13 protein-coding genes and 1 pseudogene are annotated in these 14199 nt (G+C 68.5%); 8 read left to right on the forward strand and 6 right to left on the reverse strand.

Translation table 11 applies throughout. The features are described 5' to 3' along the window. Positions 1-260 (forward strand): annotated as a pseudogene (locus AC27VN_RS04750) (hypothetical protein); the annotation flags it as partial. 9 nt (positions 261-269) lie between these two features. Here AC27VN_RS04750 and AC27VN_RS04755 read toward each other — a convergent pair. Continuing rightward, the gene (locus AC27VN_RS04755) at positions 270-1331 is read right to left on the reverse strand and encodes an aldo/keto reductase (protein ID WP_490875810.1); all 1062 of its coding nucleotides are present in this window, start codon (positions 1329-1331) and stop codon (positions 270-272) included. Positions 1332-1457: 126 nt separating this feature from the next. On the opposite strand from AC27VN_RS04755, the gene AC27VN_RS04760 reads away from it, so the two are divergent. After that, positions 1458-2387, forward strand: a complete 930-nt coding sequence (locus AC27VN_RS04760; protein WP_490875811.1) for an alpha/beta fold hydrolase — start codon at positions 1458-1460, stop codon at positions 2385-2387. 76 nt (positions 2388-2463) lie between these two features. Here the strand turns inward: AC27VN_RS04760 and AC27VN_RS04765 are convergent, their stop codons facing one another. Next, positions 2464-3165: an aspartate/glutamate racemase family protein gene (locus AC27VN_RS04765; RefSeq protein ID WP_490875812.1), complete on the reverse strand. Its 702-nt coding sequence runs from the start codon at positions 3163-3165 to the stop codon at positions 2464-2466. 108 nt (positions 3166-3273) lie between these two features. Here AC27VN_RS04765 and AC27VN_RS04770 point away from each other — a divergent pair, with 108 nt between their 5' ends. Continuing rightward, positions 3274-4092, forward strand: coding sequence for a MetQ/NlpA family ABC transporter substrate-binding protein (locus AC27VN_RS04770; RefSeq protein ID WP_490875813.1), 819 nt, complete (start codon positions 3274-3276; stop codon positions 4090-4092). 7 nt (positions 4093-4099) lie between these two features. Further along, positions 4100-5458, forward strand: a complete 1359-nt coding sequence (locus AC27VN_RS04775) for an LLM class flavin-dependent oxidoreductase (protein WP_490875814.1) — start codon at positions 4100-4102, stop codon at positions 5456-5458. A 46-nt stretch (positions 5459-5504) separates the two neighbouring features. Here AC27VN_RS04775 and AC27VN_RS04780 read toward each other — a convergent pair whose 3' ends face one another. Genes AC27VN_RS04780 through AC27VN_RS04795 form a run of 4 tightly spaced genes read right to left on the reverse strand, consistent with a single transcriptional unit; the run spans position 5505 to position 8332 of the window. Continuing rightward, the gene (locus AC27VN_RS04780) at positions 5505-5876 is read right to left on the reverse strand and encodes a hypothetical protein (protein ID WP_057594907.1); all 372 of its coding nucleotides are present in this window, start codon (positions 5874-5876) and stop codon (positions 5505-5507) included. A 30-nt stretch (positions 5877-5906) separates the two neighbouring features. Beyond that, on the reverse strand, positions 5907-6731 hold the full coding sequence (locus tag AC27VN_RS04785) for a MetQ/NlpA family ABC transporter substrate-binding protein (protein ID WP_093340246.1): 825 nt from the start codon (positions 6729-6731) through the stop codon (positions 5907-5909). Between the two features lie 52 nt (positions 6732-6783). Continuing rightward, complete coding sequence (locus AC27VN_RS04790) at positions 6784-7446, reverse strand: methionine ABC transporter permease (protein ID WP_093340247.1); 663 nt, start codon at positions 7444-7446, stop codon at positions 6784-6786. Further along, positions 7439-8332: a methionine ABC transporter ATP-binding protein gene (locus AC27VN_RS04795; RefSeq protein ID WP_093340249.1), complete on the reverse strand. Its 894-nt coding sequence runs from the start codon at positions 8330-8332 to the stop codon at positions 7439-7441. The genes AC27VN_RS04790 and AC27VN_RS04795 overlap by 8 nt, the downstream gene beginning before the upstream one ends. A gap of 285 nt (positions 8333-8617) precedes the next feature. On the opposite strand from AC27VN_RS04795, the gene AC27VN_RS04800 reads away from it, so the two are divergent. The 4 genes from AC27VN_RS04800 to pepN all read left to right on the forward strand — a co-directional run bounded on the left by AC27VN_RS04800 (position 8618) and on the right by pepN (position 14160). After that, on the forward strand, positions 8618-9439 hold the full coding sequence (locus AC27VN_RS04800; RefSeq protein WP_093340251.1) for a MetQ/NlpA family ABC transporter substrate-binding protein: 822 nt from the start codon (positions 8618-8620) through the stop codon (positions 9437-9439). Positions 9440-9618: 179 nt separating this feature from the next. After that, positions 9619-10723, forward strand: a protein-coding gene (gene prfB, locus AC27VN_RS04805) for a peptide chain release factor 2 (RefSeq protein WP_143129059.1) whose coding sequence is annotated in 2 segments (ribosomal slippage) — positions 9619-9699 and positions 9701-10723 — 1104 coding nt in all. Because the reading frame shifts where the segments join, the coding sequence is not laid out codon by codon here. Between the two features lie 49 nt (positions 10724-10772). Next, on the forward strand, positions 10773-11459 hold the full coding sequence (locus AC27VN_RS04810) for an HAD family hydrolase (RefSeq protein ID WP_296777737.1): 687 nt from the start codon (positions 10773-10775) through the stop codon (positions 11457-11459). Further along, positions 11443-14160 carry an aminopeptidase N gene (gene pepN / locus AC27VN_RS04815; RefSeq protein WP_490875815.1) on the forward strand — a complete coding sequence of 906 codons (2718 nt, stop codon included), beginning with the start codon at positions 11443-11445 and terminating at the stop codon, positions 14158-14160. The genes AC27VN_RS04810 and pepN overlap by 17 nt, the downstream gene beginning before the upstream one ends. Positions 14161-14199 lie beyond the last annotated feature (39 nt).

Below are 14199 nucleotides of genomic sequence, written 5' to 3' on the forward strand. Positions count from 1 at the left end.
CCGCCCCGCTGATCCTGAATTCCGAAGCCACGCGCCGCGCCCTGCGCGACAGCGATCGCGCGCCCTCGTTCGCCGAACGCGCCAACCAGGCACTGAACCCGGCCGGCACGCGCGCCGCGCTCGACAGCCGCCTGAGCGCGGGCCTGTCGGGCGCCGCGCACGGCGACTGCATGAAGGGCCAGTTCAAGGGCGGTGACATGGGCTTGCTGAGCCTGCCCGCGCTCGCCCTGGCGGCCGCGCGCGGCGAATGCGCGCGCTGAGCGAGAAGATCAGGCCGCAGGGTCGCGGATCTCCCAGCGGATCGCGTCGATCTGCGCCAGCAGTTCGGGCGACAGCGTCGTGCCCCAGGCATCGATGTCCTCGTCGAGTTGCTCCACCGTGCGAACGCCGATGATGGTGCTCGCCACCTGCCACTTGGTGTAGCAGAAGGCCAGCGCGAGCTTCACCGGCGTCAGGCCGTTGTCGAGCGCGAGCTGGTTGTAGCGGCGCGCGGCCTTGAGCGCGTCGGGCCGGCCCCAGCGCAGCTTGCGCACCGATTCGTAGCGCGTGATGCGCGCTTCCTGCGGCGCGTCCGGGCCGGTGATGCCGCTCTTGTCGTACTTGCCGGTCAGCAGGCCGTAGGCCAGCGGCGAATAGGCCAGCAGCGACACGCCGAGCCGGTGCATGGTTTCGTCGAGGCCGTTCTCGGCGCCGCGGCTCGCGAGGTTGTAGACGTTCTGCACCGTCGCCACGCGCGGCAGGCCGTGTTCCTCGGCCAGGCGCACGAACTCGTGCACGCCGTAGGGCGTCTCGTTCGACAGGCCGATGGCGCGGATCTTCCCGGCCTTCACCAGCCCGGCCAGCGCCTCGAGCTGTTCGCGGATCGGGGTCTGCGAGACCTCCTTGGCCGGGTCGTAGTAGATGTTGCCGAAGGCCGGCACATGGCGCTCGGGCCAGTGGATCTGGTAGAGGTCGATCACGTCCGTCTGCAGCCGCTTGAGGCTCGCCTCGCACGAGGCCACGATGTCCGCGCCCGTCATGCCCACGCCTTCGCGCACCCAGGGCGTGTTGCGCAGCGGGCCCGCGACCTTGCTCGCCAGCGTCAATTTCTGGCGCGCGCCGGGGTTGGCCGCGAACCAGTTGCCGATGATGGTCTCGGTCGCGCCGTAGGTCTCCTGGCGCGTGGGCACCGAGTACATCTCGGCCGTGTCGATGAAGTCGACGCCGCGCTCGAGCGAGCGCGCCAGGATGGCATGGGCCGTGGGCTCGTCGACCTGCTCGCCGAAGGTCATGGTGCCGAGGCAGATGGGCGTGACGTGAAGGTCGCTCTGACCGAGTCTGATTTTTTGCATGCGCGGAAATGTACCGCCGGGCTCCGCGGCGCGCTGGCGGTGGCGCCAAACCCGAGCGGCGCGGCCGTCACGCCACTGTCGTCTGGCGGACTGTGCGCTTCGACCCGGCTCCTTATCATCGGAGCCATGTACCACGCCCTCCGTCCCTCGCGCAGCGAATTCGTGCCCGTGCGCAACCTCCGCTACCACGTGCGCCTCTGGGGCCAGCCCTCGGCCGAGCGGCCGCCGCTGGTGCTGGTGCACGGCTGGATGGACGTGGCCGCCTCCTGGCAGTTCGTGGTCGACGCGCTGGCCGAGGAACGCTTCATCGTCGCGCCCGACTGGCGCGGCTTCGGCCTCACCGACGGCGGCGGGGTCGACAACTACTGGCTGCCCGACTACCTGGCCGACCTCGAATGGCTGCTCGACCACTACGCGGGCGAAGGCGAGGCCGCGCGCCCGGTCGACCTCGTGGGCCACAGCATGGGCGGCAACGTCGTCATGCACTACGCGGGCGTGCGGCCCGAGCGCATTCGGCGGCTGGTCAATCTCGAGGGCTTCGGCATGCCCTCGCGCCAGCCCGAGGAAGCGCCCGCGCGCTACGGCCAGTGGATCGACGAGCTCAAGCGGCTGCACCGCGGCGAACTAGAACTCGCGGGCTACTCGGCCGTCGACGGCGTGGCGCGCCGGCTCATGAAGACCAATCCGCGTCTGTCGCAGGACAAGGCCGACTGGCTCGCGAGCCACTGGTCGGCCAGCCGCGCGCAGCCCGATGGCAGCGCGCGCTGGCAGATCCTCGGCGAGGCCGCGCACAAGGTCGTCAACGCCAACATCTTCCGCGTCGACGAGGTGCGCGCCCTCTATGCGCGCATTGCCGCGCCCACGCTGATGATCGAGGCGGCCGACGACAGCCTCCAGGGCTGGTGGAAGAACCGCTACACGCTCGAGGAATTCCACCAGCGCCTGGCCTCGGTGCCCTCGGTACGCATCGAGCAGTTGGCCGATGCCGGCCACATGCTGCACCACGACCAGCCGCAGCGGGTGGCGAAGCTGATCGAGGATTTCCTCGCGGATTGAACGAATCCGTTCAGGCTGAGCCTGTCGAAGCCCGCGCCCCGCCTTCGACAAGCTCAGGCCGAACGGTAGTGGGCACTCAACCTTCGCGATTCACCGCCCGCCGCAGCGCCGCGCGCGCCAGCAGCCGCGTCGAATCGAGCGTCGGCAGCGCCGAGTTCGCATCGCTGATGATCAGCGGGATCTCGGTGCAGCCCAGCACCACCGCGTCGCAGCCCTCCTCTACCTTCATGCGCGCGATCACGCGCTGGAAGCTCGCCACGCCCTCGGGGCTGAAGATGCCGTTGACCAGCTCGTCCATGATCACGCGCCCGGTCTCGTCGCGCTCGCGCGCGTTCGGCCGGCGGTACTCGAGGCCGCGCGCCGCGAACCTGGACGGATAGACCTCGCTGTCGACCAGCCAGCGCGTGCCCGTGATGCCGATGCGCCGGAAGCCGCGCCGCACGGCCTCGTCGGCTGCGACCTCGGCGATGTGCAGCCAGGGCAGCGGCGAACGCGGCGCCACGTACTCGAAGGCCTGGTGGATCGTGTTGTCGGGGCAGATCAGGAAGTCGGCACCCGCGGCCTGCAGCTTGCGCGCCGAAGCGAGCATCAGCTCGCCCACGCCGGCCACGTCGCCCGCATCGAGGCAGCGCACGTAGTCCGCGAGCGAGGGCGTGTACATCGACACCTGGGGGTGCGCATGGGGCCCGAGCAGCGCGGCGCCCTCCACGCAGATGGTCTTGTAGCAAAGGGCCGCGCCTTCGGCGGAACAGCCCACGATTCCGATGTGTTGGGTCATGCCAGCGATCCTATGGCCGCTGTCCGCATATGCAAGCTTACGAATATTCGTTCGCGCGCGCGGCAGCGACTCCTAGAGTGCCCGGTTCAGTTCTGGAGCCCCTCTCTCATGCGCCCTCTCGCCCTTTCCCGCCGCCTGGCCCTGGCCGGCGGCCTCGCCCTCGCACTGGGCCTCGCCAGCGCGGCCCAGGCCGCCGACCTGCGCGTCGGCTTCATGCCGGGCCCGTACCGCGACGCCTTCACCAGGGGCATCGAGCCCCAGCTCGCCAAGCTCGGCTACACCGTCAAGTACGTCGAGTTCAGCCAGGGCGTGCAGCCCAACGACGCGGTCGAGCGCGGCCAGATCGACGCCAACATCTTCCAGCACACGCTCTACCTCAACGCCACCAACCAGCAGCAGAACTTCGACCTGGTGCCGATCGTCCACGTGCCGACGCCGCCGATGGGCCTCTATTCGCAGCGCCACAAGTCGCTGGCCAGCGTGCCCGATGGCGCCACCGTCACGCTGCCGGCCGACCCGGTGAACGCGGCGCGCGCGCTCAACATCCTCGCGGCCATCGGCTGGGTGCAGCTCAAGGCCGGCGTGAACCCGCTGAGCGTGTCCGAGCGCGACATCGCGAGCAATCCCAAGCGCCTGAAGCTGGTGCCGCTCGATGCCGCCCAGGCACCGCGCTCGCTGGCCGACGCCGACCTCGCGGCCGTGCAGGGCAACTTCGCCGTCGCCTCGGGCCTCAAGCTCACCGAGGCGCTCAAGCTCGAGGACATGACCCTGCCCTACGTCAACGTGGTGGCGGTCAAGCGCGGCAACGAGAACGCGAAGTTCGCGAAGGACATCGTCGCGGCCTACCAGTCGGCCGAGTTCCAGCGCGTCTTCCTCGCCAATCCCGTGTGGGCCGGCTACCGCCTGCCCGACTACTTCTCGAAGTGATCGCCCGATGAGCGGCTCCGCCACCCGCGGCGCGCCTCCCCGGCGGCTGCACCTGAACGTCAACATCCTGCACTCGGGCTTCGTGCCCTCAGCCTGGCGCCTGCCCGAGGCCGACCCCTGGGCCTTCGCCGACATCCGGCACTACATCCGCACCGCGCAGATCGCGGAAGCGGGCAAGCTCGACGCGATCTTCCTGGCCGACAACGCGGCCATCGTCGACCAGATCCACTTCCGCCCGATCACCGCCCTCGAGCCCACCATCCTGCTGGCCTGCGTGGCCGCCGCCACCACCCACATCGGGCTGATCGCCACCGCCTCGACCAGCTACAACGAGCCCTACAACATCGCGCGCCGCTTCTCCACGCTCGACCACGTGAGCAATGGCCGCGCGGGCTGGAACATGGTGACCACGGCCGACCTGCCCTCGGCGCGCAACTTCGGCCTCGAGGCCACGCCCGACCATGCGAAGCGCTACGCGCGCGCCTCGGAGTTCGCCGACATCGTGAAGGCGCTGTGGGACAGCTGGGAAGACGGCGCCTTCGTGGGCGACAAGGCCACGGGCAGCTTCGTCGACGCCACCAAGGTGCACGCCATCGCGCACCGCGGCGAGCACTTCGCGGTGCAGGGCCCGCTGAACCTGCCGCGCGCGCCGCAAGGCCATCCGGTGCTGGTACAGGCCGGCGCCTCGGCCGACGGGCGCGAGCTCGCCTCGCGCCATGCCGAGGCCGTGTTCTCGGCCTCGCAGTCCTTCGAGGAATCGCTGGCCTATGCGCGCGCCCTCAAGACCCGCGCGGCCGAACTGGGCCGCGGCCCCGACGCGGTGAAGGTGCTCGCGGGCCTCACCACCATCGTCGGCGGCACCGAGGCCGAGGCGCTGCGCCGCCGCGACGAGCTGGTCGACCTGATCCCCTGGGACTACAGCCTCACGCGCATCGCGGGCACGCTGGGCATCACGCCCGATCGTCTCAAGCTCGACGAGCGCCTGCCCGAGAACCTGCCGCTGCCCGGCAATGGCAACGGCAACCACACCTTCTTCAACGCGGTGGTGGCGGCGGGCCGCACCCACGGCTACACGGTGCGCCAGCTGATCCGCGAGCTCGCGGGCGGCGGCGGCCACCGCGTGATCGTGGGCACGCCCGAGCAGATCGCCGACGACATCGAGCACTGGTTCAAGGGCGGCGCGGCCGACGGCTTCAACCTGATGCCCGATGCGCTGCCGCACGGGCTCGAACATTTCGTCGACGGGGTGGTGCCGATCCTGCAGAAGCGCGGGCTGTTCCGCACCGAGTACGAGGGGCGCACCCTGCGCGATCACCTCGGGCTGGCGCGGCCCGAAGGACGGACGGCTCAGCGCCTGGCGGCTTAGAAAGAAGAAAGGGAAATGCCGCCCGGGGGAGCGGCGGCGGCGGGCCTCAGCCCTCGTCGGCGTCGTTCCCCGTCAGCGACAGCACCTCTTCGACGAAGGCCTCGAAGCCCGGCAGCGCCGCATGCGGCAGCGCATCGTCCGCGCCCTCGCCGTCGTCGAAGAACACCCGGGCCCGCCCCACCGGCAGCGCGACCCATTCGCCGGCCTCGAGCAGCAGACCCAGATAGCCCTCGCCCTCGGGCACGTAGAACAAGCCGGCCTGCCCGAGCACGCGAACCTCCTCGCCCGCGAGCGGCGCGGGGGCGTCCTCGCGCCCCCATCGCACGCCCTGCGCGGCCAGCCGGTCGGTGATCCAGCCGTCGCACACATGGGTGTCGCTCCAGCTCGCTTGCGCATCGAACACGGCCAGCACGGGCATGGGAAGGTCCCTCTCAGGAAAATGGTTGGTTTATTGCAGGAAGCTGGGCTTCGCGTAGCCCTGGAACTTCGTGTCGACCACCGCCTTGAACTCCTTCGAGTGGTAGGCCTCCACGAGGTCCTTGGCCCAGGCGGTGTTCTTGTCCGCGGTCTTCACGGCCACGACATTCAGGTAGTAGTCGGGCGTCTTCTCGAGCACCACCGCTTCGGTGAGCTTCAGGCCCGAGGAGATCGCGAAGTTGCCGTTGATGATCGCGTACTCGGTGTCGCCGAGCGAGCGCGGCAATTGTGCGGCCTCGAGCGGAATGAACTTCAGCTTCTTGGGGTTGTCGGCCACGTCCTTCTCGGAAGCGCGCAGCGGATCGACGCCCTGCTTGATCGTGATCAGCTTGTTCTGCTCCAGCAGCACCAGCGCGCGCGCCAGGTTGCTCGGGTCGTTCGGCAGCGTCACGCGGTCGCCTTCCTTCAGGTCGGCCAGCGTCTTGCGCTTGGTCGAGTACACGCCCAGCGGCGCAATCGGGCCCTGCACCAGTTCGGCCAGGTCCAGCTTCTGGTCGGCCGCGAATTTCTTCAGGTAGACCTGGTGCTGGAAGAAGTTGGCGTCGAGCGAGCCCTGGGCCAGCGCCAGGTTGGGCTGCACGTAATCGTTGAATTCGACCAGCTTCACCTTGTAGCCCTTCTTCTCGAGGATCGGCACGATGCCTTGCTTGAGCTGGTCGATGTTCGAGCCGGCGGTGCCGCCGATCGTGAGGTTCTTCTTGGCGTCCTGCGCCTGCGCCGGCAGCGAGAGGCCGCCGAGCGACAGCGCGGCGAGGGACAGGGCGAGGACGGAACGGCGCAGCAGTGCGGTGGTCATGACGGAAGGCTTTGCAGGAAAGAAAGAGAAAGGGAACGGGAGAAGAAACGAATCAACGCTTGTCGAGCCTGCGCGCCGCGGTGTTGCCGACGAATTGCAGGATCTGTACCAGCACCACGAGCAGCGCCACGGTGAGCACCATCACGTCGGTCTGGAAGCGGTAGTAGCCGTAGCGGATGGCCAGGTCGCCGATGCCGCCGCCGCCCACCACGCCGGCGATCGCCGAGTAGGAGAGGAAGCTCACCGCGAGCACCGTGAGCGCCAGCACCAGGCCCGAGCGGGCCTCGACCACCAGCACGCGCCAGACGATCTGCAGCTCCGAAGCGCCCATCGCGTGGGCGGCCTCGATCACGCCGCGCGGCACCTCGCGCAGGCACTGGTCGACCAGCCGCGCGAAATAGGGAATGGCCGCGAAGGACAGCGGCACCGCCGCGGCCAGCGGCCCGATCGAGGTGCCCGCGATGATGCGCGTGAACGGCACCAGCGCCACCAGCAGGATGATGAAGGGGAAGGAGCGCACCGTGTTCACGAGCCAGTTCAGGATCAGGAACGCGGGCCGGTTGGCGAGCGACTGGCCCGGGCCGAGCAGGAACAGCAGGATGCCCAGCGGCCCGCCGATCAGCACCGCGGCCGACAGGCCGATGGCCAGCATCATGAAGGTCTGGCCGGTCGCGACCCAGAGCTCGGGAAGGATGGGGGCGATGTTCTCAAACATAGGCCACCTCCAGCGCGCTGCGTTGCGTGGCAACCGGGGCGCTGGCCGAGGCGGCTTCGCCAGCCTCGCGCGCTTCGCGTGCATCGCGCTCGCGGCGCCGCACCAGCTCGTCGATCTCGCGGCCCAGCGCGGTCTTGCGCGCCTCGCTCGGCGCGGCGTCGACCTCGAACTGCTCGACCAGCCGGCCCTTCTCGAGGATCGCCACGTTGCGGCACAGCACCTCGACCACCGACAGCTCGTGCGTCACGATCACGATGGTCACGCCGATCTTCTGGTTGATGTCGCGCAGGGTCTCGAGCAGCGAGCGCGTGGTCTCGCTGTCGAGCGCCGAGGTCGGTTCGTCGCACAGCAGTACCTGCGGGCGCGGCGCCAGCGCGCGGGCGATCGCCACGCGCTGCTTCTGGCCGCCCGAGAGCTGGGCCGGGTAGGTGTCGATCTTTTCCGACAGGCCCACCAGTTCCAGGCATTCGCGCACGCGGGCATCGATCTCGGCGCGCGAATGGCGGCCGTGGATCTTCAGCGGGAAGGCCACGTTGTCGAACACCGTGGCGTTCTGCAGCAGGTTGAACTGCTGGAAGATCATGCCGATGTTCTGGCGCGTGTCGCGAAGCTCGCGGCGCGACAGCGTCGTGAGGTCGCGCCCGCCGACCAGCACGCGGCCCGCGTCGGGCCGCTCGAGCAGGTTGATCAGGCGCAGAAGGGTCGACTTGCCGGCGCCGCTCTTGCCGATCAGGCCGAACACGTCGCCCTGCTGGATGTCGAGCGACAGCGATTGCACGGCGTCGAAGACCTCGCCGCTGGGCAGCGCGAAGGACTTCTGCACCGACTGGAGGCGGATGACCGGTTCCGCGCTGCCGCGGGCCGGGTCGGACGATGGGTTGCTCATGTCTGGGGGAACCAAGGAACGGATGCGTGCGGCCGCCAGGAAAAACCATCGGCCACGGATTCGCAAAAAGGTGCCGAGTATGAAAAGAAAGGCATCGAAAGGGAACGAACAAATCGGGCGATGCTTATTCCTGAAATCACATAAAGAGGCGCCGACGTTCAACCACATACACCATAAAGCGAGCAAGGGCTCCCATATGGATATGCGCATTGGTTCGTTCCCATCGCGCCCGCCTGCTGCCACATTCGCGCCTTTCTTTTTCGAGCGCGCAGCGCCACTCCAACCATGCACAGCATCCTTCGCCGCCGCGGCCTCCTTGCCGCCACCCTGGCGGCTTCCCTCCTCGGCGGCATCGCCGGCGGCGCCCAGGCCCAGGACAACAAGAACACCGTCAAGGTCGGCATCTCGGTCGGCAACGCCGAGCAGATCTTCGAAGTGGTGAAGAAGGTCGCCGCCAAGGACGGCCTCACGGTCCAGGTCGTGGTCTTCAACGACTACCAACTGCCCAATGCAGCGCTCGCGGCCGGCGACCTCGACGCCAATGCCTTCCAGCACCAGCCCTTCCTCGACAACCAGATCAAGGCGCGCGGCTTCGACCTCGTGCCCGTGGGACTGACCATCACCGCGCCGCTGGGCTTCTATTCGAAGAAGCTCAAGAGCATCGACCAGCTGCCCGAGGGCGCCGCGGTCGGCATCCAGAACGACCCGTCGAACGGCAACCGCGCGCTGCTGCTGCTGCAGCAGGCCGGCCTGATCACGCTCAAGCCCGAGGCCGTGAAGAACAACACCGCCACCCCGCTCGACGTGGTGACCAACCCGAAGAAGCTCAAGCTGGTGCCGCTCGACGCCGCGCAACTGCCGCGCTCGCTCGACGACCTCGTGATCGCCGCCATCAACAACGACTACGCCGAGAAGGCCGGCCTCTCGTTCAACAAGGACGCCGTCATCAAGGAATCGCCCAAGGGCCCCTACGCCAACCTGATCGCCGTGCGCCGCGCCGACAAGGACAAGCCCTGGGCCAAGCGCCTGGTGGCGGCCTACCAGTCGCCCGAGGTCAAGAGCTTCATCGAGACCCAGTTCAAGGGCGCGCTGGTGCCCGCGTTCTGACGCCACCGCTCCATGCCCTCCCGGCCCCCTGCGCGCGCCGCGCCCAGGGGGCTTTTCGCCTTGGGCGGCACCGGAATGGCACTCCCCATGGGGTCATCCGCCACCCGTGAGAAAATGGCGGGTTCCCTGGAGGGCACGCCCCTCCTCCCCTCGCCAACCCACACAGTCAGGACCACCCCATGGACGCAGAACAAATCAACCAGATCGGCGCAACGCTTGCGGACCTGAGCGTGCGGACGGTGGATCTCCGGAGGTATCTTTGACTACGATGCCAAAGCCGAACGTCTGAGGACGGTCAACGCATCGCTCGAAGATCCCAACGTCTGGAACGACCCCAAGAAGGCCCAGGAACTGGGCAAGGAAAAGAAGTCGCTCGACGACGTCGTCGTCACGCTCGACCGCCTCACCAGCGGCCTGTCGGACAACACCGAGCTCTACGAGATGTCGAAGGAAGAAGGCGACGTCGACGGCCTGCAGGCCATCGCCGATGACGCCGCCACGCTCGAAGCCGACATCAAGCAGCTCGAGTTCCGCCGGATGTTCAACAACCCGGCCGACCCGCTGAACGCCTTCGTCGACATCCAGGCCGGCGCCGGCGGCACCGAGGCCTGCGACTGGGCCAGCATGCTGCTGCGCCAGTACACCAAGTACGCCGAGCGCAAGGGCTTCAAGATCCAGCTCGAGGACGAGACCCCGGGCGACACTGCCGGCATCAAGAGCGCGACCATCAAGGTCGAGGGCGACTACGCCTTCGGCCTGCTGCGCACCGAGACCGGCGTGCACCGCCTCGTGCGCAAGTCGCCGTTCGACTCCTCGGGCGGGCGTCACACCAGCTTCGCGAGCATCTTCGTCTACCCCGAGATCGACGACTCCATCGAGATCGAGATCAACCCGGCGGACGTGCGCACCGACACCTTCCGTGCCAGCGGCGCGGGCGGCCAGCACATCAACAAGACCGACTCGGCCGTGCGCCTCACGCACATCCCGACCGGCATCGTGGTGCAGTGCCAGGACGGCCGCAGCCAGCACAGCAACCGCGACGTGGCGTGGAAGCGCCTGCGTTCGCGCCTGTACGACCACGAGATGCGCAAGCGCCAGGAAGAGCAGCAGAAGCTCGAGGACAGCAAGACCGACGTGGGCTGGGGCCACCAGATCCGCAGCTACGTGCTGGACAACAGCCGCATCAAGGACCTGCGCACCAACGTCGAGATCTCGGCCACCCAGAAGGTGCTCGACGGCGACCTCGACGTGTTCATCGAAGCCTCGCTCAAGCAGGGCGTCTGATCCTGCCTCTTCCTTTTCGTCACCACCGCAACCACCCGCGCAGCCCCGCATGAACCTCAACGGCAAGGTCGAAGCCCTGATCTTCGACATGGACGGCACCATGATCGACTCCATGCCCTGGCATGCACGCTCGTGGGTCGAGTTCGTGGCGCGCCACGGCCTGGTGCTCGACGTGAGCGACATCCTCGCGCGCACCACGGGCCGCACCGGCGCCGAGTGCATGCGCGAGCTGTTTGAGCGCGAGCTGTCCGATGCCGAGTGCCTGGCGCTGGTGCACGAGAAGGAAGAGATCTACCGCGCGATGTTCAGCGACAACTTCACCGAAGTCGCCGGCTTCACCGCCTTCGCCAGGGCCGCCGTCGCGCGCGGCCTGAAGGTGGCCGTGGGCACCGCGGGCGACCGCCACAACATCGAGTTCGCCATGTCGCGCCTGAAGATGGACCCGCTGCCGCTGGCCATCGTCGGCGGCGACGAAGGCTTCAGCGGTAAGCCCACGCCCGCCATCTTTCTCGAGGCCGCGCGCCGCATCGGCGTGGCGCCCGAACGCTGCATCGTGTTCGAAGACGCCCCCTTCGGCATCGAGGCCGCGCGCCGTGGCGGCATGCGCGCCGTGGCCGTGTGCAGCACCCACAGCGCCGCCGAACTCGCCGGCCCCCACGTGATCGCCGCCGTGCGCGACTACAACGAACTCGCCCATTCGAATTTTCTGGAGACCCTCGATGCCGTTGCTGCCTGATTTCAGCGGTGCCCAAGCCGCACCGAACGCCATCCGCCGCGAAGACTACGCACCGCCGGCCTTCTGGATCGACACCGTCGACCTCACCTTCGACCTCGACCCGGCCAAGACCCGCGTGCTCAACCGCATGCGCCTGCGCCGCAACCCCGACGTGCCGGCGCAGCCGCTGCGCCTGGACGGCGACGAGCTCAACCTCGCGCGCGTGCTGGTCAACGGCCAGGGCGCCTCGTTCCGCATGGAAGGCGACCAGCTCGTGCTCGACGGCCTGCCCGCGGCGGAAGAAGGCTCGTTCGAGCTCGAGCTCTTCACCACCTGCTGCCCCATCAAGAACACCAAGCTGATGGGCCTGTTCGTGAGCGAGGACACCTTCTTCACGCAGTGCGAGGCCGAGGGCTTCCGCCGCATCACCTACTTCCTCGACCGGCCCGACGTGATGGCGATGTACACCGTCACGCTGCGCGCCGCCAAGGCCGCCTACCCGGTGCTGCTGTCGAACGGCAACCTGGTCGAGCACGGCGACCTGCCCGAGGGCCGCCACTTCGCCAAGTGGGTCGACCCCTTCAAGAAGCCCAGCTACCTGTTCGCGCTGGTCGCGGGCAAGCTGGTGGCGCGCGAGCAGCGCATCAAGGCGCGCAGCGGCAAGGAACACCTGCTGCAGGTGTACGTGCGCGCCGGCGACCTCGACAAGACCGAGCACGCGATGAACTCGCTGATCAACTCGGTGCTGTGGGACGAGGCCCGCTTCGGCCTGCCGCTGGACCTCGACCGCTTCATGATCGTGGCCACCAGCGACTTCAACATGGGCGCCATGGAGAACAAGGGCCTGAACATCTTCAACACGAAGTACGTTCTGGCCAACCAGGCCACCGCCACCGACGCCGACTACGGCAACATCGAGAGCGTGGTCGGCCACGAGTACTTCCACAACTGGTCGGGCGACCGCGTGACCTGCCGCGACTGGTTCCAGCTCTCGCTGAAGGAAGGCCTCACCGTCTTCCGCGACCAGGAGTTCAGCCAGGACCTGTGCGCCGACGCCTCGGCGCGCGCCGTCAAGCGCATCGAAGACGTGCGCGTGCTGCGCACCGCCCAGTTCCCCGAGGATGCCGGCCCCATGGCCCACCCGGTGCGGCCCGACAGCTACATCGAGATCAGCAACTTCTACACCGTCACCATCTACGAGAAGGGTGCCGAGGTCGTTCGCATGATGCAGACCCTGGTGGGCCGCAAGGGCTTCGAGAAGGGCATCACCCTCTACTTCGAGCGCCACGACGGCCAGGCCGTGACCTGCGACGACTTCGCCCAGGCCATCGCCGATGCCAACCCCGACTCCGAACTCGCGCGCCTGCTGCCCCAGTTCAAGCGCTGGTACAGCCAGGCCGGCACCCCGCGCCTGAAGGCCAGCGGCGTGTACGACAGCGCAAACCGCAGCTACACCCTGAGCGTGCTGCAGAGCTGCCCGCCCACCCCGGGACAGCCGAACAAAGACCCGTTCGTCATCCCGCTCAACCTCGGCCTGCTCGACGCCAGCGGCCGCGAGCTGCCCGTGCAGCTCGAGGGCGAGGCCGAAGGCAGCGCCGGCACCCGCACCCTGGTGCTGTCGCGCGCCGGCGAGCAGTTCACCTTCACCAACCTCGACGCCGAGCCCGTGCCCTCGATCCTGCGCGGCTTCAGCGCGCCGGTGATCCTCGACTTCGAGTACAGCGACGCCCAGCTGCTGACCCTGCTGGCCAACGACCCCGATCCCTTCAACCGCTGGGAAGCCGGCCAGCGCCTGGGCCTGCGCGCCGCGCTGCAGGGCATCGCCGCGCTGGCCACCGACACCACCCCGGTGCTCGGCGAGGCCTACCTCGAGGCCATGCGCAGCGTGCTGCGCCATCCGCAGCTCGACCCCGCCTTCAAGGAGCTGGTGCTCACCCTGCCGTCGGAAACCTACATCGCCGAGCAGCTCGACGTGGTCGACCCGCAGCGCGTGCACCTCGTGCGCGAAGCCATGCGCGCCCAGCTCGCCACCGCCCTGTTCAGCGACTGGCAGCAGGCCTACGAAGCGCACCACGACACCGGCGCCTACAGCCCCGATCCGCTGAGCTCGGGCCGCCGCGCCCTGGCCGGCATGGCGCTCAACTTCCTGTGCCTGGCCGCTCGCTCGTCGGGCGACACCGTCTGGCCCGGCAAGACCCTGCAGCGCTTCAAGGACGCGGGCAACATGACCGACCGCTTCAACGCGCTCAACGCCCTCGTCTCCTCGGGCCACACCCTGGCCGCGCAGGCGCTCGCGCGCTTCCATGCCCTGTTCAAGAACGAGGCCCTGGTCATCGACAAGTGGTTCTCGCTGCAGGCCGGCGCCAGCGACCGCGGCGGCGACATCCTGCCGCTGGTGAAGCAGCTCATGAAGCACTCCGACTTCTCGCTGAAGAACCCCAACCGCGCGCGCAGCGTCATCTTCAGCTACTGCAGCGCCAACCCCGGCGCCTTCCACCGCCCCGACGCCGCCGGCTACGTGTTCTGGAGCGAGCGCGTCATCGAGCTCGACGCACTCAACCCCCAGGTGGCCGCCCGCCTCGCGCGCGCCCTCGACCGCTGGAGCAAGCTCGCCGAGCCCTACCGCAGCGCCGCGCGCGAAGCCATCGCGCGCGTGGCCGCCAAGCCCGACCTGAGCAAGGACACCCACGAGGTCGTGACCCGCGCCCTGGCCGGCAGCTGATCCGCACACAAGCAACGCATCGAAGAGAAACCGAAGAAC

Source organism: Variovorax sp. 20P10.2.4 (genome assembly GCF_058244205.1).